Here is a 21067-nt window from a genome sequence, read left to right on the forward strand (position 1 = left end):
CGGACGCTGACGAGTCCGGGCTCACTCCCACTCGATCGTGCCCGGCGGTTTCGACGTATAGTCGTAGACCACCCGGTTGATGCCCTTCACCTCGTTGACGATCCGGGTCGCGACCCGGCTGAGGAACTCGCTCGTGAAGGGATAGACGTCGGCCGTCATCCCATCGACGCTGGTCACTGCGCGAAGCGCGCAGACATAGTCGTAGGTGCGCGCGTCCCCCATTACCCCGACCGTGCGCACCGGAAGCAGCACCGCGAACGCCTGCCAGATCGCGTCGTAGAGCCCGGCGTTGCGGATCTCCTCGAGGTAGATGGTGTCGGCCTTGCGCAGGATGTCGCACTTGTCCTTGCTCACGGCACCCGGGATGCGGATCGCCAGCCCCGGTCCCGGGAACGGGTGCCGCCCGACGAACGCCGGGGGCAGGCCGAGCTCCTCGCCGAGCACCCGCACCTCGTCCTTGAACAGTTCGCGCAGCGGCTCGACCAGCTGCATGTTCATCCGCTCGGGCAGCCCGCCGACATTGTGGTGGCTCTTGATCGTCACCGACGGCCCGCCGGTGAAGCTGACGCTCTCGATCACGTCGGGATAAAGCGTCCCCTGCGCCAGGAAATCGGCCCCGCCGATCTTCGCCGCCTCGGCCTCGAACACCTCGATGAAGGTCTTGCCGATGAACTTGCGCTTGGCCTCGGGGTCGTCGACCCCGGCGAGCCCGCCGAGGAACAGCTCTTCCGCCCGGACATGGACCAGCGGGATGTTGTAGTGGCCGCGGAACAGCGAGACGACCTGGTCGGCCTCGCTCGCCCGCATCAGCCCATGGTCGACGAACACGCAGGTCAGCTGGTCGCCGATCGCCTCGTGGATCAGCACCGCCGCGACCGCGCTGTCGACCCCGCCCGACAGCCCGCAGATCACCCGGCCGTCGCCGACCTGCGCGTGGATGTCGGCGATCTTCTGGTCGCGATAGGCGGCCATGCTCCAGCTTCCGCTGCAGCCGCAGATGTGGCGCGCGAAGTTTGCCAGCAGCTTGCCGCCGTCGGGGGTGTGGACCACCTCGGGGTGGAACATCAGGCTGTAGCGGCGGCGTTCCTCGTCGGTCGCGATGGCGAAGGGCGCGCCCTCACTCCGGGCGACGACCTCGAAGCCTTCGGCCAGGCTCTCGACCCGGTCGCCGTGGCTCATCCACACCTGGTGCCGCTCACCGACCTTCCACAGCCCGTCGAACAGCGCGGATGGGGCGACCACCTCGATATAGGCGCGCCCGAATTCCTTCTGGTCGGAGGTGACCACCGTTCCGCCCAGCTGCTGGTGGAGCGTCTGCTGGCCGTAGCAGATGCCGAGCAGCGGCAAGCCGCTGTCGAACATCACCTGCGGCGCGCGCGGGCTGTCCTCGAAGGTCACCGACGACGGCCCGCCCGAGAAGATGATGCCCTTGGGCCGAAGCCGCTCGAACGCTTCTTCCGCCGCGTTGAAGGGCGCGATCTCGCAATAGACGCCGGCCTCGCGCACCCGGCGGGCGATGAGCTGGGTCACCTGGCTCCCGAAATCGACGATCAGGAGGGTTTCGGCCGGTTGCACGGTCAAGGCGTGTGGCTCCGCTCAAGGACAAGAGAAAGGGCGCCGCAGCCCTATGGCCACGGCGCCCTCCTGTCCACTTAGCGCGTGAGCTTAGTAGCCGTAGCGGTAAGCGGTCCGGTTGCGATTGAGATCAAGGTCGGTGATCCGGCCGTTGCGCTCGAACTTGCAGCTGAAGCGGTACGGAGCCGCTGCCTGCTGGTAGCCACCGTACGGCTGGTTGTACGCACCGCCGTAGCGCTGGTTGTACCCATAGCCGTAATTGCCCTGGTAGGCCGTGTTCGCGGCCTGGCCATAGACCCGCATGTTGCCATTGCGGGTGCGCTCGACGCGGTCGATCTGGACGACCCGGTAGCCGGCATTGTTGTAGCCGTAACCGTTGTTGTAGCCGCCATAATAGCCGCTCTGGCCGTTCAGGCGCTGCTCGGTCGCGCGGGCGCACTGGTCGACCGCAGCGCGCTCGAGGTTGTAGTTGTTGGTCCCGTAATAGGCGTTGCCGCCATAGGGATTGCCACCGCGCAGGATGTTGTTGAGCACCTGGCCGACGATCACGTCGCCAAGGCCACCACCGCCGTAGCCGCCGTAGCCGGGATAATATTGCGCCGCGGCCGGGGCCGCCGCACCCAGGGTCACCGCAGCGACGGCAGCAGTACCCGCCAGGATCTTAGAAACAGCCTTCATGGCCACGCCTCCTCATCGATTCGCGAAGTCATCGCTTCGCCACGCAAACGCTTATGTGCGGATTGCGCTGCATCGCGTCTGAATGCCGGTGAAGGCTCCGGTTCAGATTTCTTGCCGTCTTCAACTTTTCTGCTTGACAATGAAGCGGAGTTCATTTCGCCAGCGTGAAGTCCGGAACCGCTGCGCTTCTCCGCGGGTTTTACGACCAAACGGAGACCTGCAAAATGAAGCGTTTAGCAACCCTCGTGGCGGCTCTTGCCGTCGCGGTGGCAAGTCCGACTCTTGCCGCCGACCTTGGACCCGACGAAAGCCCCGCCGCCCTGATGACCGCCGCATCAGCCGTGTCTCAGGCGCGCGACCATGCCGAGCCCGTGCTCGAGGGCCGCAACCTCAAGCCCGGTGGCTACTGGTGGGCCGCAGACGCCCCGCGCGACGGTGCGCTCGAGGTCGTCGTCAGTCTCGATGACCAGCGCGCCTATGTCTACCGCGCCGGCGAGCTGATCGGCGTCTCGACCATTTCGTCGGGCAAGCCCGGCAAGGACACGCCGGCAGGCATCTTCCCGATCCTCGAGAAGAAGCGGATGCATCACAGCCGCAAGTATGACAACGCGCCGATGCCCTTCATGCAGCGCCTCGACCAGTATGGAATCGCGCTCCACGCCGGCAACATTCCGGGCCGCCCGGCCAGCCATGGTTGCGTCCGGCTTCCCGCCGCCTTCGCCGCCAAGCTGTTCGGGATGACCGACATCGGCGACCGCGTGGTGATCAGCTAGGAACGTCGTCCCGGCGAGAGCATTCCGCTCCTGCCGGGACGCCGCCTACTTGATCTCCAGCCCGGTATATTTCGCCACGAAGGCGACGATATCGCTGGCTTCCTCGATGATCTTGTCGGTCGGCTTGCCAGAGCCATGACCGGCGCGGGTCTCGATCCGGATCAGCTTGGGCGGACCCTCGGGCGCGGCGCTCTGGAGCTGCGCCGCATATTTGAAGCTGTGGCCGGGCACGACCCGGTCGTCCGTATCGGCAGTCGTCACCATCACCGCCGGGTAGGGCAGCCCCGCCTTGATGTTGTGATAGGGCGAATAGGCCAGCAGGGTGCGGAAATCGGCTTCCTTGTTGGGATAGCCATAGTCGTCGACCCAGTAGCGCCCGGCCGTGAAGCGGTCGAAGCGCAGCATGTCCATCACGCCGACCTGCGGGATCGCTGCCGCGAACAGATCGGGGCGCTGGTTGACCACCGCCCCGATCAGCAGGCCGCCGTTCGAGCCGCCCTGGACCGCGAGGCCGCCCTTGGGCGTCACGCCGGTCGCGATCAGCGCCTCGCCCGCGCCGATGAAGTCGTCGAACACGTTCTGCTTGTTGGCGAGCCGCCCGGCATCGTGCCACGCCTTGCCATATTCACCGCCGCCGCGGATGTTCGCCAGCACATAGGTCCCGCCCTGCTCGAGCCAGGCGAGGCGCGTGGCCGAGAAGCTCGGCGTCATCGACGCGTTGAACCCGCCATAGGCGTAGAGCAGCGTCGGCGCCGGGCCGGTCAGCCCCTTCTTGCGGACGATGAACATCGGCACGCGGGTGCCGTCCTTCGACGCGAAGAAGCGCTGCTCGACCGCGAAATCGTCGGGGTTGAACAGCAGCTTGGGTTCGAACCATGCAGTGCTGGCATTGGCCTTGACGTCGTAGCGATAGACCGTCGTCGGCCGGTTGAAGCTGGTGAAGGCGAAGAAGGTCTCGGGATCGTCGATGTCGCCCGAGAAGCCGCCCGCGGTGCCGAGGCCCGGAAGCTCGATCACCTTCTCGCGCGCGCCGGTGAGGCTGTGCACGCGGACCTCGGTCGAGGCATCCTTGAGGTAGGACAGGATGAGCTTGCCGCCGACCAGGCTCGACCCGCTCAGCGTCTCGGCCTGCTGGTCGACAATGGTCCGCTTGTTGGGCCGCGACGCATTGACGTCGATCGCCACCACCTTGAGCCGCGGTGCGCCGTCGTTGGTCTGGAAATAATAGGTCGACCCGCGATTGCCGATGTAGCTGTAGTCGTGGGTGAAGCCCGGGATCAGCACGCGCGGCTTGGCATTGGGCTTCTGCCAGTCGACCAGCGTCACCTCGTAGCGTTCGTCGGTCCCGCTCGCCGAGGTCACCACCAGGGTCGAACCGTCGTCGCTGACGCTCGCGGTGTTGCTCAGCTCGGGCCGGTCGGGCCGGGCGAACATCAGCCGGTCGGCCGACTGCGCCGTCCCCAACCGGTGATAATAAACCGCCTGGTTCTTGTTCAGCGACTGGAAGTCCTGCCCCGCGGTGCTTTCGGGGAAGCGCGAATAGAAGAAGCCCTTGCTGTCCTTGGACCAGCTGAGGCCCGAGAACTTCACCCACTTGACCTCGTCGCCGACGACCTGGCCGGTGCGCACGTCGAGCACCTTCAGCGTCCGCCAGTCCGACCCGCCGTCCTGGATCGCATAAAGCAGGTAGCGCCCGTCCTCGCTCGGCACCCATTCGGCGAGCGCGGTGGCGCCGTCCTTGCTGAAGCTGTTGGGGTCGATCAGCAGCCGCTCGGGCCCGTTGAGGCTGTCGCGAACGAACAAGGGCGACTGGTTCTGAAGGCCGGTGTTGCGCTGGTAGAAGTAGCTCCGCCCCTTCTTCACCGGCACTCCGACCCGCTCGTAATTGTAGAGCTGGGTCATGCGCTGCTTGAGGGTATCGCGGCCCGGCAGGGTTGCGAGGAAGCCGTTGGTCACCTGGTTCTGCGCCGCCACCCACTGGGCCACCTGCGGGTCCTTGCGCACGTCATTCTCGAGCCAGCGATAGGGATCGGCCACCGCCACTCCGAACTGGGTCTCGACGACATTGTCGCGGCGGGTCTGCGGATAGGCGAGCGCCGGGGCTGCGGGCACCGGGGCGGCGGCCTCGGCGGGCGCTTCCACCGGCGGCGGCGTGGTCAGCGAGCCTTGCGGCGGGGTGGTCGAACAGGCGGCGATCGGCAGCGTCATCAGAATCAAGCTCTTGCGCATGGGAATGGACCCCTCCGGTATGTCGCGCCGACTGCTAGCAGTCTCGCGGGCCGAGGCAAGCGCTTGCCTCCGCAGGCAAAGCCGCGCATCCCGCTGCCATGACCCTCCTCAATACCGACTTCGCTGCCGCCGCCGAGGCCGAGTTTCCGGCGATGATCGCGCTCCGCCGCGCCATCCACGCCGATCCCGAGATCGGCCTCCACTGCGCCCGCACCACCGATAAGCTCAAGGCCGCGCTTGCCGGCCTGCCGCTCGAGATCCGCGACAGCAGTTCGACCAGCGGCTTCGTCGCCATCCTTCGCGGCGCCCGCCCCGGCCGCACCGTGCTGCTTCGCGGCGACATGGACGCGCTCCCGATCCACGAGGAGACCGGGCTCGACTTCGCCAGCACCACCGCCGGCGCGATGCACGCCTGCGGCCACGACACCCACTCGGCGATGCTCGCCGCCGCCGCGCGGATCCTCAGCGCGCAGCAGGCCAGCCTCGAGGGCACCGTCGTCTTCATGTTCCAGCCCGGCGAGGAGGGCCATCACGGCGCCCGCTTCATGATCGAGGACGGGCTGCTCGACGATCCCGCGCCCGATGTCGCCTTCGCGCTCCACATCTGGCCGACCCTGCCCGGCGGGATGGTCACCAGCCGCCCCGGCCCGCTGCTCGCCTCGACCGACGCGCTCAACGCCACCATCCGCGGCAAGGGCGGCCACGCGGCCATGCCCTATGACGCGATCGATCCGATCCCCGTCGCCTGCGAGACGGTCGGCGCGCTCCAGGCCTACATCGCCCGGCGCGTCCCCTTCTTCGACGCGGCGGTGATCTCGATCACCCAGATCCACGCCGGCACCGCCTACAACGTCATTCCCGAGACGGTCGAACTCAAGGGCACGCTCCGCACCCTCTCCGACGTCCGCCGCGCCGATGGCCGCGCCGCCTTCGAGCGGATCGTCAAGGGCGTCGCCGAGACCCACGGCTGCACCGCCGAGACCCGGGTCGACCAGGGCTATCCCGCCTGCGTCAACGACGCCCGCGCCGTCGCCATGGTCGAGAGCCTCACCGCCGACCTGTTCGGTGCCGACCAGTTCGTGCCGATGCCGAGCCCGATCATGGGCGGCGAGGACTTCGCTTATGTCCTCCAGCGGGTGCCGGGCTGCATGGCCTTCGTCGGGGTCGCGCCACCGGACGAGCAGGCCGAGGGCCGGCCCGGGCTCCACCATGCCAAGATGACGGTCCACGAGGACTGGCTGCAACGCGGCGTCGCGCTCCACTGCGCCTTCGCCACCCGATTTCTCGCAACCGGCTGGGGGGAGGCCGCACGATGAAGGAACTCACGCTTCGCGGCATCCTGCTTGGGGCCGTGCTCACCGTCCTGTTCACCGCCGCCAACGTCTATCTCGGCCTCAAGCTCGGGATCACCTTCGCGACCTCAATTCCCGCCGCGGTCATCTCGATGGCCGTGCTCCGCTTCGTCCGCGACGCGACCATCCAGGAAAACAACATCGTCCAGACGATCGCCTCCTCGGCGGGAACGCTGTCGGCGATCATCTTCGTCCTTCCCGGCCTCGTCATGATCGGCTGGTGGACCGGCTTCCCCTACTGGCTGTCGGTCGCGGTGATCGCGATCGGCGGGATCCTCGGGGTGATGTATTCGGTGCCGCTGCGCCGCGCGCTCGTCACCGGGTCCGACCTCCCTTATCCCGAGGGTGTCGCCGCAGCCGAGGTGCTTAAGGTCGGCGCGGGCGTCGGCGGGGCCGAGGAGAACCGCCGCGGGCTTCGCGCCATCCTCCTTTCCAGTCTCGTCTCGGCGGGCTTCTTCATCCTCGCCAAGATGAAGCTCGCGGCCGAGTCCGCCAGCCAGGTGCTCCGCCTCGGAAGCGGCGCGACCGCCGTCTCCGCAAGCTTCTCGATGGCGCTGATCGGCGTCGGCCACCTCGTCGGCATGGCGGTCGGAATCGCGATGGTCGTCGGCCTGGTCATCAGCTGGTTCTGGCTGGTCCCGAGCTGGTCCACCGACCCCGCGCTGGTGGCGGCCTCGGCGGGCGACGTCGAGGCGCTGGTCTCCGCCGCCTTCCGCCAGAAGGCCCGCCTCATCGGCGCCGGAACCATCGGCATCGCCGCCATCTGGACCCTGCTCAAGATCATTGGCCCGATCGCTAAGGGCATCGCCGGAGCGCTCGCCGCCAACCGCGCCCGCGGCGCCGGCGAGCAGCTCGAGCTGACCGAGCGCGACCTTCCGATCACCATCGTCGGCGGGACCATCGTCGCCGCGATGATCCCGATCGCGCTGCTCCTGTTCGGCTTTGCGCAGAGCGGCCCGATCGCCGCCAACCCATTCCCGACCATCGGACTGTCGCTGCTCTACGTGCTCGGTGCCGGCGTCGTGATCGCCTCGGTCTGTGGCTACATGGCCGGCCTGATCGGCGCCTCGAACAGCCCGATCTCGGGCGTCGGGATCCTCTCGGTGCTCGGCATCTCGCTGATCCTCGCCGGTCTCTACAGCGGCACGGTCGATGCCGACGGGACCCGCGCGCTGGTCGCCTTCGCCCTGTTCGTCACCGCGATCATCTTCGGCGTCGCGACCATCTCGAACGACAACCTCCAGGATCTGAAGACCGGTCAGCTGGTCGGCGCCACCCCGTGGCGGCAGCAGGTCGCGCTGGTCCTCGGCGTGATCTTCGGCGCGCTGGTCATCCCGCCGATCCTCGAACTGCTCAACACCGCCTTCGGCTTCGAAGGTGCCCCCGGGGCCGGGCCCAACGCCCTCTCCGCTCCGCAGGCGCAGATCATCTCGACCATCGCCACCGGCGTGCTCGGTGGAAGCCTCGACTGGTCGCTGATCGCCACCGGGGCGATGATCGGAGTCGCGGTGATCGCGGTCGACGAGACGCTCCGCCGCGCCACCCGCCGCTTCAGCCTGCCCGCGCTCGCGGTCGGCATGGGCATCTACCTGCCGATGGAGCTGACCCTGCTGATCCCGGTCGGCGCGCTCCTTGGCTACCTCTACAACCGCTGGGCAGAACGCTCGGTCAACCCGGCCTTTGCCGAGCGGATCGGGACGCTGATGGCGACCGGCCTCATCGTCGGCGAGAGCTTGATGGGCGTCGTCTTCGCCGGTCTCGTCGCCGGGGCCGAGCGTTCGGGCTCGGAGAACAGCGCCGAAGTGCTCGCGGTCGTCGCCGACAATCCCTGGGCGGTCCCGATTAGCATCCTGCTGTTCGCCGGCGGGATCGTCTTCCTCTACCTGCGCACCCGCGCCAGCGCCTCGGTGGCACCGACCGCCGACGAAGGCCCGATCCCGCCGCAGGAGGCCGCGATCCGCTGAGGCTGTCCTACAGGCGCCTCTTTCGGTAAGACGATCGGCGGCGGAAAGTCCGCGCCTCGGCCTTGGCCGGGCGCGGGTCTTTCCTTCGGGTGCCGCGAAGAAGAACCCACATGCACACCAGGGTAACTTGGGTAACTTCGGGGCGGTCCGAAGCACTCCACCAGGGTAACTTGGGTAACTTCGGACTGCACTCGCGGCGCGGGCAGACACGAGTTGAAGAGACGATGATGAACGAGATGACTCCTCGGCACCTGGGCCAGACCAGCACCCTTCCCGCTTCCCCCGAGGCGGCCGAGCTCGACTATGTGCCCAATCCGCGGACCGGCTCGCTCTACCTCGTCCGCTTCGCCGCGCCCGAATTCACCTCGCTCTGCCCGGTCACCGGCCAGCCCGATTTTGCCCACCTCGTGCTCGATTATGCGCCGGGTGAGACGATCGTCGAATCGAAGAGCCTCAAGCTGTTCCTCGGCTCCTTCCGCAACCATTGCGGCTTCCACGAGGACGTGACGGTCGGCATCGGCCAGCGCCTGTTCGACGAGATGAAGCCCCGCTGGCTGCGCATCGGCGGCTACTGGTATCCGCGCGGCGGAATCCCCATCGACGTCTTCTGGCAATCGTCCGCGCCCCCGGAGGGCCTGTGGGTCCCCGACCAGGGCGTGGCGAGCTATCGCGGGAGAGGATGATGGACGATCTGGTTTCGGTCGAATGGCTGGCGGCGAACATCCGCGCCGCCGACCTCGTCGTGCTCGACGCCAGCTGGCACCTGCCCGCCGCCAACCGCGATCCCCGGCAGGACTATGAGGCGCGGCACATCCCCGGCGCCCGCTTCTTCGACATCGAGATGCTCGCCGACCATGACGCCGCCACCAGCCACATGCTGCCCAGCGCCGACGCCTTCGCTGCGGGCATGGAAGCGCTCGGCGTCGGCTCGGACGACCGCATCGTCATCTACGATGACAGCGATCTCCGGACCTCGGCCCGCGCCTGGTTCATGCTTCGCCACTTCGGGGCCCGCAATGTCGCCATCCTCGACGGCGGGCTGAAGCGCTGGATCGCCGAAGGACATCCCGTCACCGCCGATCCGCCGCCCGAGCGCCGCGCCAGCTTCGCCGCCGCCGCCCGGCCCAATGAAGTGGTGACCAAGGCCGACCTGCTGCGCGGGGTCGGGGTCCCGCTCGCCGATGCGCGCGCGCCGGCCCGCTTCGCCGGGACCGAGCCCGAACCCCGTCCGGGGCTCGAGGCGGGGCACATGCCGGGCGCGCGCAACCTGCCCTTCTCGGCGCTCTACGATGCCGACGGTCGCTTCCGGGCGCCGGGCGAGATCCGGGCCGCCTTCGAGAATGCCGGGCTCGATCCCGAACGGCCGTTCGTCGCCACCTGCGGCTCGGGCGTTACTGCCAACAGCCTGATCTTCGCCGCGCGCCTGCTCGGCAATCGCGACTCGCGCCTCTACGACGGAAGCTGGAGCGAGTGGGGCGCGGACCCGCACACCCCCAAGGAGAAGGGCTGAGCCTCAGGCCCGTCCGACAAACAGGGCATGGATGCCCTGGAGGTCGCGGCGAAGGCTGTCGCTGAGCACGTCGATCGCCGCCGGGTTGGGCGTCTCGCCCGCGCTCTCGGCGCCGATCAGCGCCTCGATCCCCGCCGCGGCGGCACCGGCCGCCTGGACCGAGCGCCCGTCGGCGCAGCGCTGGACCGCTTCCGGTGCGTCGAGGAACAGCGCGTCGAAGCGGATCTCGTCGAGGTCGCGCTTGGCCCGCCCGTCGAACAGTTCGACCAGCGCCAGCGCCTTGCGGACGCTGCGCAGCCGTTCCACCGCCTCGACATAGGGAGCGGGGGCGACGCTGGTCTCGGGCTGGAAGTGGATCATGCGACTCGCAAGTAAAGCCGCATGGTTGAGAAATGGTTTAGGCCGCCGCGGTCGCTTCCAGGTCGCGCAGGATCCAGCCCCGTTGCGGGATGGTCTCGATGAACTCGGCCCCGCCGCTCGCCAACCGCAGCTTCTTGCGCAGCTTGGAGATGAACACGTCGATGATCTTGGGCTGCGGCTGGTCGTCGGCACGGCGATAGAGATGCTTGAGCAGCATCGTCCGGGTGACGACATTGTTGCGCGCAAAGGCGAGCAGCTCGAGCACGCGATATTCCATCTCGGTGATCGCGATCGGGTGGCCGTCGATGCGGATCAGCCGCTGGACCTGGTCCACCGCCATCCGCCCGCCGCACAGGGTCGGCGGAAGCTCGGAACCCTGCGCCTTCAGGCTGGCGAGCAGCTTGGAGGCGACGTCGTCCTGGTCGTCGCGCGGCAGGCTGACCGGCGCGCCGATCAACTGCTGCTGGAGCTCGGAGACGAGGGCATGCGCCTCCTCCGCCATCTTCTGCCCTTCCTCGAACCGCTTGCGCGAACGCTCGAGCAGGGTCTCCACCTCGACCAGCCGGGCGGAAATCGTGTCGTCTGCCATGTGGTCTGCCCTCCCGCTCTGCTGATCGGCTTACGGAGTCTGGATGGACGCGATCTGCGTGTCGCCGGCCGGCGTCGCGAGGATCGTCTGGGTCAGCGCGCCCTTGTCGATTACCGCCGTGTCCGGGCTTCCGGCGACCGAGCGGGCACCGAGCGCAGCGCGATCGGCGCCCGCCTTCTCGAGCAGTCCGGTCTCGCTCGCCGGGCGCGGCGCGGGGCCGCCGAACAGCGCCTGCACGGCCTGGCTCTGCGCGCCCTCGGCGGTCAGCGAGGCGGTGCCGGCCCGCGGCGGGGTCAGGCTGTAGTCGGGCGGGATCACCAGCGGCGCGTTGCGGGCGACGCGGAACTCGTCGAGCTTGGTGCCGCCGCCACCGCCGCCGAACAGGGCGCAGCCGGAGGTCGCCAGCGCGGCCATCGCGGTCAGCAGGGTAAGGGACTTACGCATCGTCGAGCTTCTCCTTGGGTCCGGCATCGCGGACCAATAGTGCGCGCAATATCAGGATCACGACGCCGATGCTAATCGCGGCATCGGCAACATTGAAGACCAGAAATGGACGGAAATCGCCGATGTGAAGGTCGGCGAAGTCGAATACATAGCCGAGCCGCACGCGGTCGACGATATTGCCGAGCGCGCCGCCCAGCACCATGCCGAGCGCGATCCGGTCGCCCGCCTGCTCCTCGCGGGTCAGCCAGAAGCCGACCACCCCGGCGATCGCCGCGGTCATCGCCACCAGCAGCCAGCGGGTGCTGTCGCTCTCGGCGGTCAGCAGGCCGAGCGAAATGCCGTGGTTGTGCACCCGCGTCAGGTCGAAGAAGGGCAGGACATGGATGTTCTGGCCAAGCTCGGTCAGCCCGAGCGGACCGGCCACCAGCCACTTGCTGAGCTGGTCGGCGAGGAACAGCAGCCCGGCGACGATGAACCCGTTCTTGCCCCTCACGCGACCACCTCCTCGCAGCGGGCGCACAGGTCCCCGTCTTCCTTAACTTCGGGCAGGTGCCGCCAGCAGCGCCCGCACTTGTGATGGTCGGTCCGGTGCGCGATCACCGCCGGGCCCTCGACCACCGTGCCCGTGTCGAGCACCACGTCCGAGACGATGAACAGCTCGGCCAGTTCGTCCGAGGTCAGCATCGGCCGGTCGGCCGTGTCGGGCAGCCCGATCGCGACCTTGGCCTCGAGGCTCGAGCCGATCACCTTCTCGCGCCGCATCGGCTCGATCTGCGCGGTCACCTGCTCGCGAAGTGCGCGGTAGCCCGCCCAGATCTCGAGCATCCGTTCGTCCGCCGCGTCGGGCAGTTCGGGCCACTCGCTGAGGTGCACCGACGCCGCGTCGGGGTAGCGGCTCGCCCAAACTTCCTCGGTCGTGAAGACGAGGACCGGCGCGAACCAGCGGACCAGCGCATGGAACAGGGTGTCGAGCACGCTGCGATAGGCCATCCGCTTCGGGTCCGTGGCCGCGTCGCAGTAGAGGCAGTCCTTGCGGATATCGAAGTAGAAGGCGCTGAGATCGTTGTTGCAGAAGTCGCCGAGCGCCCGCGCATAGCCGTTGAAGTCGTAATTCGCGACCGCCTCGCGCAGGTCCGCGTCGAGCTTGCTGAGCAGCGCGAGCATGTAGCGCTCGAGCTCGGGCATGGCCGAGACGTCGGTCACCCGCTCGGAATTCTCGAACCCCTCGAGCGCCCCGAGCAGGTAGCGGAAGGTATTGCGGATCTTGCGGTAGCTGTCGGAGACGCCGGCGAGGATCTCCTTGCCGATGCGATGGTCCTCGGTGAAGTCGACGCTCGCCACCCACAGCCGCAGGATGTCGGCCCCGGTCTCCTTCATGAGGTCGAGCGGGTTGACCGTGTTCCCCAGGCTCTTGGACATCTTCATGCCCTTCGAATCCATGGTGAAGCCGTGGGTCAGCACCGTGTCGTAGGGCGCCCGGCCGCGGGTCCCGCAGCTCTCAAGCAAGCTCGACTGGAACCAGCCGCGATGCTGGTCCGAGCCCTCGAGATAGAGGTCGGCGGGCCAGCGCTGCTCGGGCCAGTGGCCGCTCTCCAGCGTGAAGACATGGGTGCAGCCGCTGTCGAACCAGACGTCGAGGATGTCGGTGACCTGCTCGTAATCGTCGGGGTCGCGGCCAGCGCCGAGGAAGTGCTGGACAGCGCCTTCTTCGGTCCACGCATCGACGCCCTTGTCGCGCACGGCGGCGACAATGCGGGCATTGACCTCGGGGTCGACCAGATATTTGCCGGTCTTGCGATCGACGAACAGCGTGATCGGAACGCCCCAGGCGCGCTGGCGGCTGAGCACCCAGTCGGGGCGGCCCTCGACCATCGAGCCGATCCGGTTGCGGCCCTTGTCGGGAACGAAGCGGACTCGGTCGATCTCGGACAAGGCGCGCTGGCGGAGCGTCGTGCCGCCCTCGATCGGCTGGTCCATGCCGACGAACCATTGCGGGGTGCAGCGATAGATGACGCGGGCCTTGGAGCGCCACGAATGCGGGTAGCTGTGCTTGAAGTCGCCCGCGCTCAGGAGCGCGCCGGACTCGCGCAGGTCGGTGCAGATCGGGCCATCGGGGCCGTTGAACTTGGTGTTGATGACCGAGCCCTGCCCGCCCAGCCACAGCCAGTCCTCGCGATATTTGCCATCGCCCTCGACCGCGAAGACGGGGTCGATCCCGACCGCCTTGCACGCCTCGAAATCTTCCTCGCCATGGTCGGGCGCCATGTGGACGAGGCCCGTGCCGGCGTCTGTCGTGACATGCGGCGCCGCGATCAGCGGGCGCGGCTTGGCGAAGAAACCGCCAAGGTGGTGCATCGGGTGCCGGGCGATGCTGCCGGCGAGCTGCGCGCCCTTCCAGGTCGTTGGTGGCGGTGCAGGATTCTCGGCCTCGAACTTGTCGAGGTCTGCGAGGAAGCCCTCGTGCCATTCGGGCGGAAGGTCGATCGTTGGTGCGTCGTCGTCCTTGTCGAGCGTCTCGCTGAGCCGCTTGATCAAGGCATTCTTGAGCTCGGAAGCGACGAGATATCGGCGGACGGGGAAGCCCCACTCGATCACTTCATAGTCGATGCCTTCCCCGAACGCGATCGCCTGGTTGACCGGGATCGTCCACGGAGTCGTCGTCCAAACCACCGCATGCGCGCCGACCAGCTCGGGGATCGGGCTCTCGACGATCTCGAACGCGACGTCGATCTGGGTCGAGGTGACGTCCTCATATTCGATCTCGGCTTCGGCGAGCGCGGTCTTCTCGACCGGGCTCCACATCACCGGCTTGGCGCCGCGGTAGAGCTGGCCGGACTCGGCGAACTTCGTCAGCTCGGAGACGATGGTCGCCTCGGCCTCGAAGCTCATCGTCAGATAGGGCTTCTTCCAGTCGGCGAGGATGCCGAGGCGCCGAAACTGGCCACTCTGCACGTCGACCCAATGCTGGGCATAGGCGCGGCACTCGGCGCGGAATTCGGCCGGAGGGACCTCGTCCTTGTTGCGCTTCTTCTTGCGATACTGCTCCTCGACCTTCCACTCGATCGGCAGGCCGTGGCAGTCCCAGCCGGGAACGAAGGGCGCGTCCTTGCCCAGCAGCGACTGGGTGCGGACCGCGAGGTCCTTCAGCGTCTTGTTGAGGACGTGGCCGATGTGGATGTCGCCGTTTGCGTAGGGCGGGCCATCGTGGAAGATGAACTTCTCCCGGCCTTCGCGCTGACGGCGCAGCTCGCCGTAGAGGTCCTGTTCCTGCCAGCGGGCGAGGATCGCCGGCTCCTTCTGCGGAAGTCCGGCCTTCATCGGGAAGGCGGTCTTGGGCAGGAAGACGGTGTCGCGATAATCCTTTGCTTCAGGATTGGCGCGCTTCGCGGGGGTTTGTTCGTCCGACATTTGGCGGCGGCTCTAGCGGGCGAGGCCTAGAGCAGCAACCGCCGCGCCTCGGCCTCGTCGGACCGCATCTGCTGGCTCAGCGCGTCCATGCTCTCGAACCGCCGCTCGGGGCGGAGGAAGTGGTGCAGCGCGACCTCGATCTCCTGCCCGTAGAGGTCGCCGGACCAGTCGAGCAGGAAGGTCTCGAGCAATTCGACCGGCGGCTCGAAGGTCGGGCGCACGCCGACGTTGGCGATCCCGGGATGCTCGCTTCCGTCCGCCAGCCGGACCCGCACGGCATAGATGCCGTAGGCGGGCCGTTGATAGTCGCCGAGCACCATGTTCGCGGTCGGATAGCCGAGCTCGCGGCCGCGCTTGTCGCCATGCTGGACAGGGCCGCGGATGGCAAAGGCGCGGGTGAGGAGCCGGGTCGCGGTGCCGGGATCGCCCGCGGCCAGCGCCTGGCGGATCCGGCTCGAGCTGACCGGCTCCTCGCCGAGCGCGACGGGGCTGACCGTCTCGGCGGCAAGGCCGAGGCGCTCTCCTTCCGCTCGAAGGAAGTCCGCATCGCCGCTCCGCCGGGCGCCGAACACGAAGTCCTCCCCCGTCACCACCGCCGCCGCTCCGACCACAGCTTGGAGCATCGCCACGAATTCGGCCGCACTCGTCGCGGCAAGCGCGGCGTCGAAGTCGAATAGCAGCATGGCATCGGCGCCTGCGCCCGCGAACAGTGCCTCGCGCTGGTCGAGGCTGGTCAGGCGGAAGGGGGCGGCGTCGGGCTTGAAGAAGGTCACCGGGTGCGGGTCGAAGGTCGCGACCACCGCGGGCCGACCCTCGTGCGCGGCGCGGGCGACGGCACGCCCGACCACCGCCTGGTGGCCGAGATGGAAACCGTCGAAGTTGCCGAGGGCCACGACCGAGTTCCGGAATGCGTCCGGAATGCCGTTGCTCAGGGAAAGTCGCTGCATGTTCTCCGGCCCTTAGGCGAGGAGCCGCGATCACGCAAAGCCGGTTGACTCGGGAAGGGCCGCATCATATCTGCGCCGCATCCCGTTCCTCCGTTCCCGGCGGCGCTCCCTTGCGTCCGCCGTTTTGGCGTTAGACTTTCCTGATGCCAGACAAGGGCCCGGAATGCGGGGTGCAAGCGACGAGATGGGTCGGCATGGCGCCGGTCCGTGGAGCTAACACAAGGAAGAACGCACCTTCATGGCACGTATCGCCGGGGTCAACATCCCCACCAACAAGCGCGTCGAAATCGCGCTGACCTACATCCACGGCATTGGGCGCACCAAGGCCAAGGAAATCACCACCAAGCTGAACATCGCGAACGAGCGCCGGGTTCAGGACCTGTCGGACCAGGAAGTCCTCCAGATCCGCGAAGCCATCGACGCCGATCACACGGTCGAGGGTGACCTCCGCCGCGAGACCGCGATGAACATCAAGCGGCTGATGGACCTCGCCTGCTACCGTGGCCTGCGCCACCGCAAGGGCCTTCCGGTCCGCGGCCAGCGCACGCACACCAATGCGCGCACCCGCAAGGGCAAGGCCAAGCCGATCGCGGGCAAGAAGAAGTAAGCTTCTTTTTCTCGCTTCAGCTTCACGTCCTTCGAGCCTCGCGCTCGGGACGAATGGATAAGGATAGTAGGATATGGCACGCGAACCCCAGCGCCTTCGGCGCCGCGAGCGCAAGAACATCTCGGCGGGCGTGGCTCACGTCAACGCGAGCTTCAACAACACCATGATCACCATCACCGACGCGCAGGGCAATGCGATTGCCTGGTCGAGCGCCGGCATGATGGGCTTCAAGGGCAGCCGCAAGTCGACCCCGTACGCCGCGCAGGTCGCGGCCGAGGACGCGGGCCGCAAGGCTGCCGATCACGGCGTCCGCACCCTCGAGGTCGAGGTCAAGGGCCCGGGTTCGGGCCGCGAGAGCGCGCTTCGCGCCCTTCAGGCCGTCGGCTTCCAGATCACCTCGATCCGCGACGTGACCCCGATCCCGCACAACGGCGTCCGTCCGAGCAAGCGCCGCCGCGTCTGACGCGGCGCTGCTCGCCCGACCCGACCCGAATACCCCTCTGGAGGCCGGACGCGGCCTCCGCTGCCAAGGAAGCAACATGGCCGTCAACGCAAAGAACTGGCAGGAACTGAAGAAGCCCAACGCGCTCGAGCGCAAGGCCGCCGGCGACGCCCGTCGCAAGGCCGTCTTCGTTGCCGAGCCGCTTGAGCGCGGCTTCGGAATGACCCTCGGCAACTCGCTTCGCCGAGTGCTGCTGTCGAGCCTGCAGGGTGCCGCCATCACCTCGATCAAGATCGAGGGCGTGCTGCACGAGTTCTCGAGCCTCGCCGGAGTTCGCGAGGACGTCACCGACATCGTCCTCAACGTCAAGCAGATCGCCCTCAAGTTCGAAGGCGAAGGCCCCAAGCGCCTGCACCTGACCGCGACCGGTCCGGGCGAAGTCACCGCCGGTCAGATCCAGACCTCGGGCGACATCGAGATCACCAACCCCGACCTCGTCATCTGCCACCTCGACCAGGGCGCGACGCTCAACATGGAGCTGACCGCCGACATCGGGAAGGGCTATGTCGCCGCCGCGAACAACCGTCCGCTCGACGCGCCGATCGGCCTCATCCCGGTCGACGCGCTCTACAGCCCTGTCCGCCAGGTCGCCTACAAGGTGGAGAACACCCGCGTCGGCCAGGAACTGGACTATGACAAGCTGACGCTGACGGTCGAGACCGACGGCACCATCGCCCCGGAAGAGGCGATCGGCTATGCCGCGCGCATCCTCCAGGACCAGCTGGCGCTGTTCGTCGGCTTCGACGACTCGAGCTACCGCTCGGCCTCGCCGATGATCGGCCAGGCTGCCCCGGCGGCTCCGATCGGCGGCGGGGCGGTGCCCGAGACCACCGACACCAACCAGCTCAACCGCTACCTTCTCAAGAAGGTCGACGAGCTCGAGCTGTCGGTCCGTTCGGCCAACTGCCTGAAGAACGACAACATCATCTACATCGGCGACCTCGTCCAGAAGACCGAGGCCGAGATGCTCCGCACGCCGAACTTCGGCCGCAAGAGCCTCAACGAGATCAAGGAAGTCCTTGCCTCGATGGGCTTGCGCCTCGGCATGGACATCCCCGGCTGGCCGCCGGAGAACATCGAAGAGATGGCCAAGAAGCTCGAGCAGGAAATGCTCGGCTAAGCCTCCGGAGCCCGGCCTCGGCCGGGCTCGCAAGGGTCAGGGCGGTGCCCTCAATCACCGCCGGGCGGGGCCTACCTTGAACGGGGCTCCGACGAACGAAGAAGGAAGATACTATGCGACATCGTGTTGGCGGCCGTAAGCTGCAGCGCACCTCGGCCCACCGCGCGGCCCTGTTCCGGAACATGGCGGCGGCGCTGATCAAGCACGAGCAGATCACCACCACCCTCGCCAAGGCGAAGGAGCTTCGTCCCTACACCGAGAAGCTCATCACCCTCGCCAAAAAGGGCGGCCTCTCGAACCGCCGTCTGGCGCACGCCCGTCTTCTCGACGACGCGATGCTGGTGAAGCTGTTCGACGTGCTGGCCGAGCGTTACGCCGGCCGCAACGGCGGCTATTGCCGCGTGATCAAGGCCGGCATCCGCCAGTCCGACGCCGCGCCGATGGCGATCATCGAGTTCGTCGACCGCGACGTCTCGGCCAAGGGCCAGGACTCGGGGCCGATCATGGCCGACGACGAGGACGATCAGCTGGCCGCCTGAGGCACCAGCCACCGACAAAGCAAAGGGCCGCCCCGGACAATCCGGAGCGGCCCTTTTCTCTTGTTCGAAGCCGGTGAAAGCTCCTCAGCGGCGCGGATAGCCCGGCTGGGGAACATTGGCGGTCGCCCGGGCGATCTCGTCACCGGCGCGGTTGAGGGCGTCGCGGATGACCGGCAGCGAACGCGCCACGGCGGCCCCGCCCTGCTTCACCGCGACCTTGCTCTCCTCGATCTGCTCGCCGAGCTCGCGCTCGTCGGTGCCGGTGACCGAACGGACGGTCTTGCGCCGGTCGGCCGACGTCACCGGGCGGTTCTCGATCGCCGCCTCGACCTCGCCGACCGGAAGCTCGAGCAAGGCCCGGGTCAGCGCACCGACCATGTTGCCGAGCTGGTCGATCGTGCGTCCGTCCGCAATTTCGGGCGGAAGCGACGCGGCCGGCGGGGGCGCCGGGGGATAGGGCTGCGGGTAGGGCTGCGCCGCAGCGGGAACGGCAGCCGCCGCGGCCAGCGCCGCGATGATCAGGCGTTGCATCTTTCTGCTCCTCGAATCAGCCAATTTGCGCAGAGCCTTAGCACGCCTGCCTTGGCCTAGCCTGAACGAGGGTTCAGCGCAGAGTGAGCCAAACGAGCGCGGCGCCACCGGCAATGATCCGGTACCAGGCGAAGGGCGCGAAGCCGAAGCGGGTGACGAACCCGACGAACAGCTTCACCACGACCAGCGCGACCACGAAGCTGACGAGGCTTCCGATCAGGATGTTGCCGTACATTTCCGCGGGCACCCGGTCGTGGTGCTTGAGCAGGTAATAGGCGGTCGCGCCCGACAGCGTCGGCATGGCGAGGAAGAAGCTGAACTCGGCCGCGGTCTTGCGGTCGACCCCGATGCTCATCGCGCCGAGGATGGTCGCGCCCGAGCGGCTGACACCGGGCACCATCGCCAGGCACTGGATCAGCCCGACCGTCGCCGACTGGCGCAGGGTAAGGTTCTGGACCCCGCCACATTCGCGCGGCCGGACGAGCCGCTCGATGATCAGGATCGCGACCCCGCCGATGACCAATGCCCAGGCGACCACCACCGCATTGCCGAGCAGCGCCTCGATATAGTCGCCGATCAGCAGCGCGAGGACGACCGCGGGGACGCAGGCGACGACGAGGTTGCGGACGAACCGCCAGGCTCCGGCGTCCTTGCGGAACAGGCCGGTGAAGACGTCCCAGAAGGTCCGCCAGTAGAGCACCACGATCGCCAGGATCGCGCCCGGCTGGATGGCGACGTTAAACGCTTCCCAGTCCGACGCGCGGAAGCCGAGCAACTCGGTGGCGAGGATCAGGTGGCCGGTGGACGAGACGGGCAGATATTCGGTCAGTCCCTCGACGATGCCGAGGATGACGACCAGCAGCAGGATCGGCATCAGTTCAGCCGACGCTCGCCTGGGCGCGGCGGCTGGCGAAGCGCCCACCCTTGTGGAAGCGGCCGAGCCACTCGGGCGCGACGGCGGGAAGCGGGGTCGGGGTGATCCCGAATGCCTCGAGACCCGGCCCGCTCGCCACATTGTCCTTCTGCAGCATCAGCCACTGGTCGCGGGTGATCGGCGCCCCGGGAAGGAAGCCAAGCCGGCTCATCGCGTCGCCGACGAAGTTCGGCAGGGGCAGGATCTCGGGGCTCTGCCCGGCGGCCTCGGCGATGACTGCGTTGAGTTCGGCCATGGTGAAGACGTCGGGACCGCCCAGCTCGTAGGTCTCGCCGCCAAAGCGCTCCGGCTCGAGCGCGGCCCTGGCGATCGCCTGGCCAAGGTCGCGGGCGAAGATCGGCTGGAAGCGGGTCCCGCCGCCGAGCACCGGCAGGAACGGCATTCGCGCCATTCCGGCGAAACGGTTGGTGAAATCATCCTCGGGACCGAAGACGACGCTCGGGCGAACGATGCTCGCGCGCGGATAGGCCTTGCGCACCGCCGCCTCGCCCGCCGCCTTGGTTCGGGCGTAGGTCGACGGGCTGTCCTCGCTGACCCCGATCGCCGAGACATGGACCAGGCTCTCGGCCCCGGTCGCGGCGGCGAGTTCGGCAATGCGGCCCGGCGCGCTGCCGTGGATCGCGTCGAGCTTGCCGCTGAAGGCTCCGACGAGGTTGATCACCCCCCAGGCACCCTCCACCGCCGCCCCGAGCGTGTCGGGACGGGTGAAGTCCGCGCGCACGAGGTCGAGCTGCCCGACCGCCGCCAGCGGCTGCAGGAAGAAGGCGTCGCGCGGGGTCCGCTGGGCGACACGCACCCGGACCCCGGTCTTGAACAGGGCTTCGCAGACATAGCGGCCGATGAAGCCGCCGCCGCCGAAGACGGTGACGATGCGCTGGTGCCAATGAGTGCCGGTCATGCCATCGCCCTAGCCGCGTGTGCTTTCGCTCACAAGGCGGGCGAACGGCTGTTGACAGCCCTCGCCCTCCCCCTCTAGTGCCCGCCGCCTACCAGCGAGAAACCTCT

Annotated in this window: 21 protein-coding genes; 9 read left to right on the plus strand and 12 right to left on the minus strand. The window is 67.9% G+C overall.

Annotated elements, in window-relative coordinates; all coding sequences use genetic code 11:
• Nucleotides 1-21: 21 nt before the first annotated feature.
• Entirely contained in the window at nucleotides 22-1581 is a 1560-nt protein-coding gene (guaA, locus tag ABD727_RS12325) for a glutamine-hydrolyzing GMP synthase (protein ID WP_344707680.1), read from the minus strand.
• Nucleotides 1582-1665: 84 nt separating this feature from the next.
• Nucleotides 1666-2253 carry a hypothetical protein gene (locus ABD727_RS12330; RefSeq protein ID WP_344707681.1) on the minus strand — a complete coding sequence of 196 codons (588 nt, stop codon included), beginning with the start codon at nucleotides 2251-2253 and terminating at the stop codon, nucleotides 1666-1668.
• A 224-nt stretch (nucleotides 2254-2477) separates the two neighbouring features.
• On the opposite strand from ABD727_RS12330, the gene ABD727_RS12335 reads away from it, so the two are divergent.
• Nucleotides 2478-3026, plus strand: coding sequence for a L,D-transpeptidase family protein (locus ABD727_RS12335; RefSeq protein WP_344707682.1), 549 nt, complete (start codon nucleotides 2478-2480; stop codon nucleotides 3024-3026).
• A 45-nt stretch (nucleotides 3027-3071) separates the two neighbouring features.
• Here the strand turns inward: ABD727_RS12335 and ABD727_RS12340 are convergent, their stop codons facing one another.
• Nucleotides 3072-5234 carry a prolyl oligopeptidase family serine peptidase gene (locus tag ABD727_RS12340; RefSeq protein WP_344707683.1) on the minus strand — a complete coding sequence of 721 codons (2163 nt, stop codon included), beginning with the start codon at nucleotides 5232-5234 and terminating at the stop codon, nucleotides 3072-3074.
• Between the two features lie 119 nt (nucleotides 5235-5353).
• Between ABD727_RS12340 and ABD727_RS12345 the strand changes: the two genes are divergently transcribed.
• From ABD727_RS12345 to ABD727_RS12360, 4 genes are all read left to right on the plus strand, one after another.
• Nucleotides 5354-6571 carry a M20 metallopeptidase family protein gene (locus tag ABD727_RS12345; RefSeq protein ID WP_344707684.1) on the plus strand — a complete coding sequence of 406 codons (1218 nt, stop codon included), beginning with the start codon at nucleotides 5354-5356 and terminating at the stop codon, nucleotides 6569-6571.
• The gene (locus ABD727_RS12350) at nucleotides 6568-8571 is read left to right on the plus strand and encodes an OPT family oligopeptide transporter (protein ID WP_344707686.1); all 2004 of its coding nucleotides are present in this window, start codon (nucleotides 6568-6570) and stop codon (nucleotides 8569-8571) included. The genes ABD727_RS12345 and ABD727_RS12350 overlap by 4 nt, the downstream gene beginning before the upstream one ends.
• A 236-nt stretch (nucleotides 8572-8807) precedes the next feature.
• Complete coding sequence (gene queF / locus ABD727_RS12355) at nucleotides 8808-9254, plus strand: preQ(1) synthase (RefSeq protein ID WP_344708080.1); 447 nt, start codon at nucleotides 8808-8810, stop codon at nucleotides 9252-9254.
• Complete coding sequence (locus ABD727_RS12360) at nucleotides 9254-10081, plus strand: sulfurtransferase (protein ID WP_344707687.1); 828 nt, start codon at nucleotides 9254-9256, stop codon at nucleotides 10079-10081. The genes queF and ABD727_RS12360 overlap by 1 nt, the downstream gene beginning before the upstream one ends.
• 3 nt (nucleotides 10082-10084) lie before the next feature.
• Here the strand turns inward: ABD727_RS12360 and ABD727_RS12365 are convergent, their stop codons facing one another.
• Genes ABD727_RS12365 through ABD727_RS12390 form a run of 6 tightly spaced genes read right to left on the minus strand, consistent with a single transcriptional unit; the run spans nucleotide 10085 to nucleotide 15829 of the window.
• Entirely contained in the window at nucleotides 10085-10441 is a 357-nt protein-coding gene (locus tag ABD727_RS12365) for a hypothetical protein (protein WP_344707689.1), read from the minus strand.
• A 37-nt stretch (nucleotides 10442-10478) separates the two neighbouring features.
• Complete coding sequence (locus tag ABD727_RS12370) at nucleotides 10479-11030, minus strand: winged helix-turn-helix domain-containing protein (RefSeq protein WP_344707690.1); 552 nt, start codon at nucleotides 11028-11030, stop codon at nucleotides 10479-10481.
• Between the two features lie 30 nt (nucleotides 11031-11060).
• Nucleotides 11061-11474, minus strand: a complete 414-nt coding sequence (locus tag ABD727_RS12375) for a DUF3035 domain-containing protein (protein ID WP_344707692.1) — start codon at nucleotides 11472-11474, stop codon at nucleotides 11061-11063.
• Entirely contained in the window at nucleotides 11467-11967 is a 501-nt protein-coding gene (gene lspA, locus ABD727_RS12380; RefSeq protein ID WP_344707693.1) for a signal peptidase II, read from the minus strand. The genes ABD727_RS12375 and lspA overlap by 8 nt, the downstream gene beginning before the upstream one ends.
• On the minus strand, nucleotides 11964-14882 hold the full coding sequence (gene ileS, locus ABD727_RS12385) for an isoleucine--tRNA ligase (protein ID WP_344707694.1): 2919 nt from the start codon (nucleotides 14880-14882) through the stop codon (nucleotides 11964-11966). Before ileS ends, lspA begins: the two co-directional genes overlap by 4 nt.
• A gap of 26 nt (nucleotides 14883-14908) precedes the next feature.
• A complete protein-coding gene (locus tag ABD727_RS12390) occupies nucleotides 14909-15829 on the minus strand; it encodes a bifunctional riboflavin kinase/FAD synthetase (RefSeq protein ID WP_344707695.1) in 921 nt (306 codons plus the stop codon).
• 238 nt (nucleotides 15830-16067) lie between these two features.
• Here ABD727_RS12390 and rpsM point away from each other — a divergent pair, with 238 nt between their 5' ends.
• From rpsM to rplQ, 4 genes are all read left to right on the plus strand, one after another.
• On the plus strand, nucleotides 16068-16436 hold the full coding sequence (rpsM, locus tag ABD727_RS12395; RefSeq protein WP_344707696.1) for a 30S ribosomal protein S13: 369 nt from the start codon (nucleotides 16068-16070) through the stop codon (nucleotides 16434-16436).
• A gap of 73 nt (nucleotides 16437-16509) precedes the next feature.
• Complete coding sequence (gene rpsK, locus ABD727_RS12400; RefSeq protein WP_029941296.1) at nucleotides 16510-16899, plus strand: 30S ribosomal protein S11; 390 nt, start codon at nucleotides 16510-16512, stop codon at nucleotides 16897-16899.
• A 76-nt stretch (nucleotides 16900-16975) separates the two neighbouring features.
• Complete coding sequence (locus ABD727_RS12405; RefSeq protein WP_344707697.1) at nucleotides 16976-18058, plus strand: DNA-directed RNA polymerase subunit alpha; 1083 nt, start codon at nucleotides 16976-16978, stop codon at nucleotides 18056-18058.
• A gap of 113 nt (nucleotides 18059-18171) precedes the next feature.
• Entirely contained in the window at nucleotides 18172-18597 is a 426-nt protein-coding gene (gene rplQ, locus ABD727_RS12410; RefSeq protein WP_344707698.1) for a 50S ribosomal protein L17, read from the plus strand.
• An 84-nt stretch (nucleotides 18598-18681) separates the two neighbouring features.
• Here rplQ and ABD727_RS12415 read toward each other — a convergent pair whose 3' ends face one another.
• The 3 genes from ABD727_RS12415 to ABD727_RS12425 form a co-directional block, all read right to left on the minus strand.
• A complete protein-coding gene (locus ABD727_RS12415; RefSeq protein ID WP_344707699.1) occupies nucleotides 18682-19128 on the minus strand; it encodes a hypothetical protein in 447 nt (148 codons plus the stop codon).
• A gap of 73 nt (nucleotides 19129-19201) precedes the next feature.
• Nucleotides 19202-20002 (minus strand): undecaprenyl-diphosphate phosphatase, encoded by an 801-nt coding sequence (locus tag ABD727_RS12420; RefSeq protein ID WP_344707700.1) that lies wholly within the window; start codon nucleotides 20000-20002, stop codon nucleotides 19202-19204.
• Between the two features lie 4 nt (nucleotides 20003-20006).
• Nucleotides 20007-20960 (minus strand): complex I NDUFA9 subunit family protein, encoded by a 954-nt coding sequence (locus tag ABD727_RS12425; RefSeq protein ID WP_344707701.1) that lies wholly within the window; start codon nucleotides 20958-20960, stop codon nucleotides 20007-20009.
• Nucleotides 20961-21067 lie beyond the last annotated feature (107 nt).

The sequence above is a fragment of the Sphingomonas swuensis genome (assembly GCF_039538045.1).
GTDB lineage: Bacteria > Pseudomonadota > Alphaproteobacteria > Sphingomonadales > Sphingomonadaceae > Sphingomicrobium > Sphingomicrobium swuense.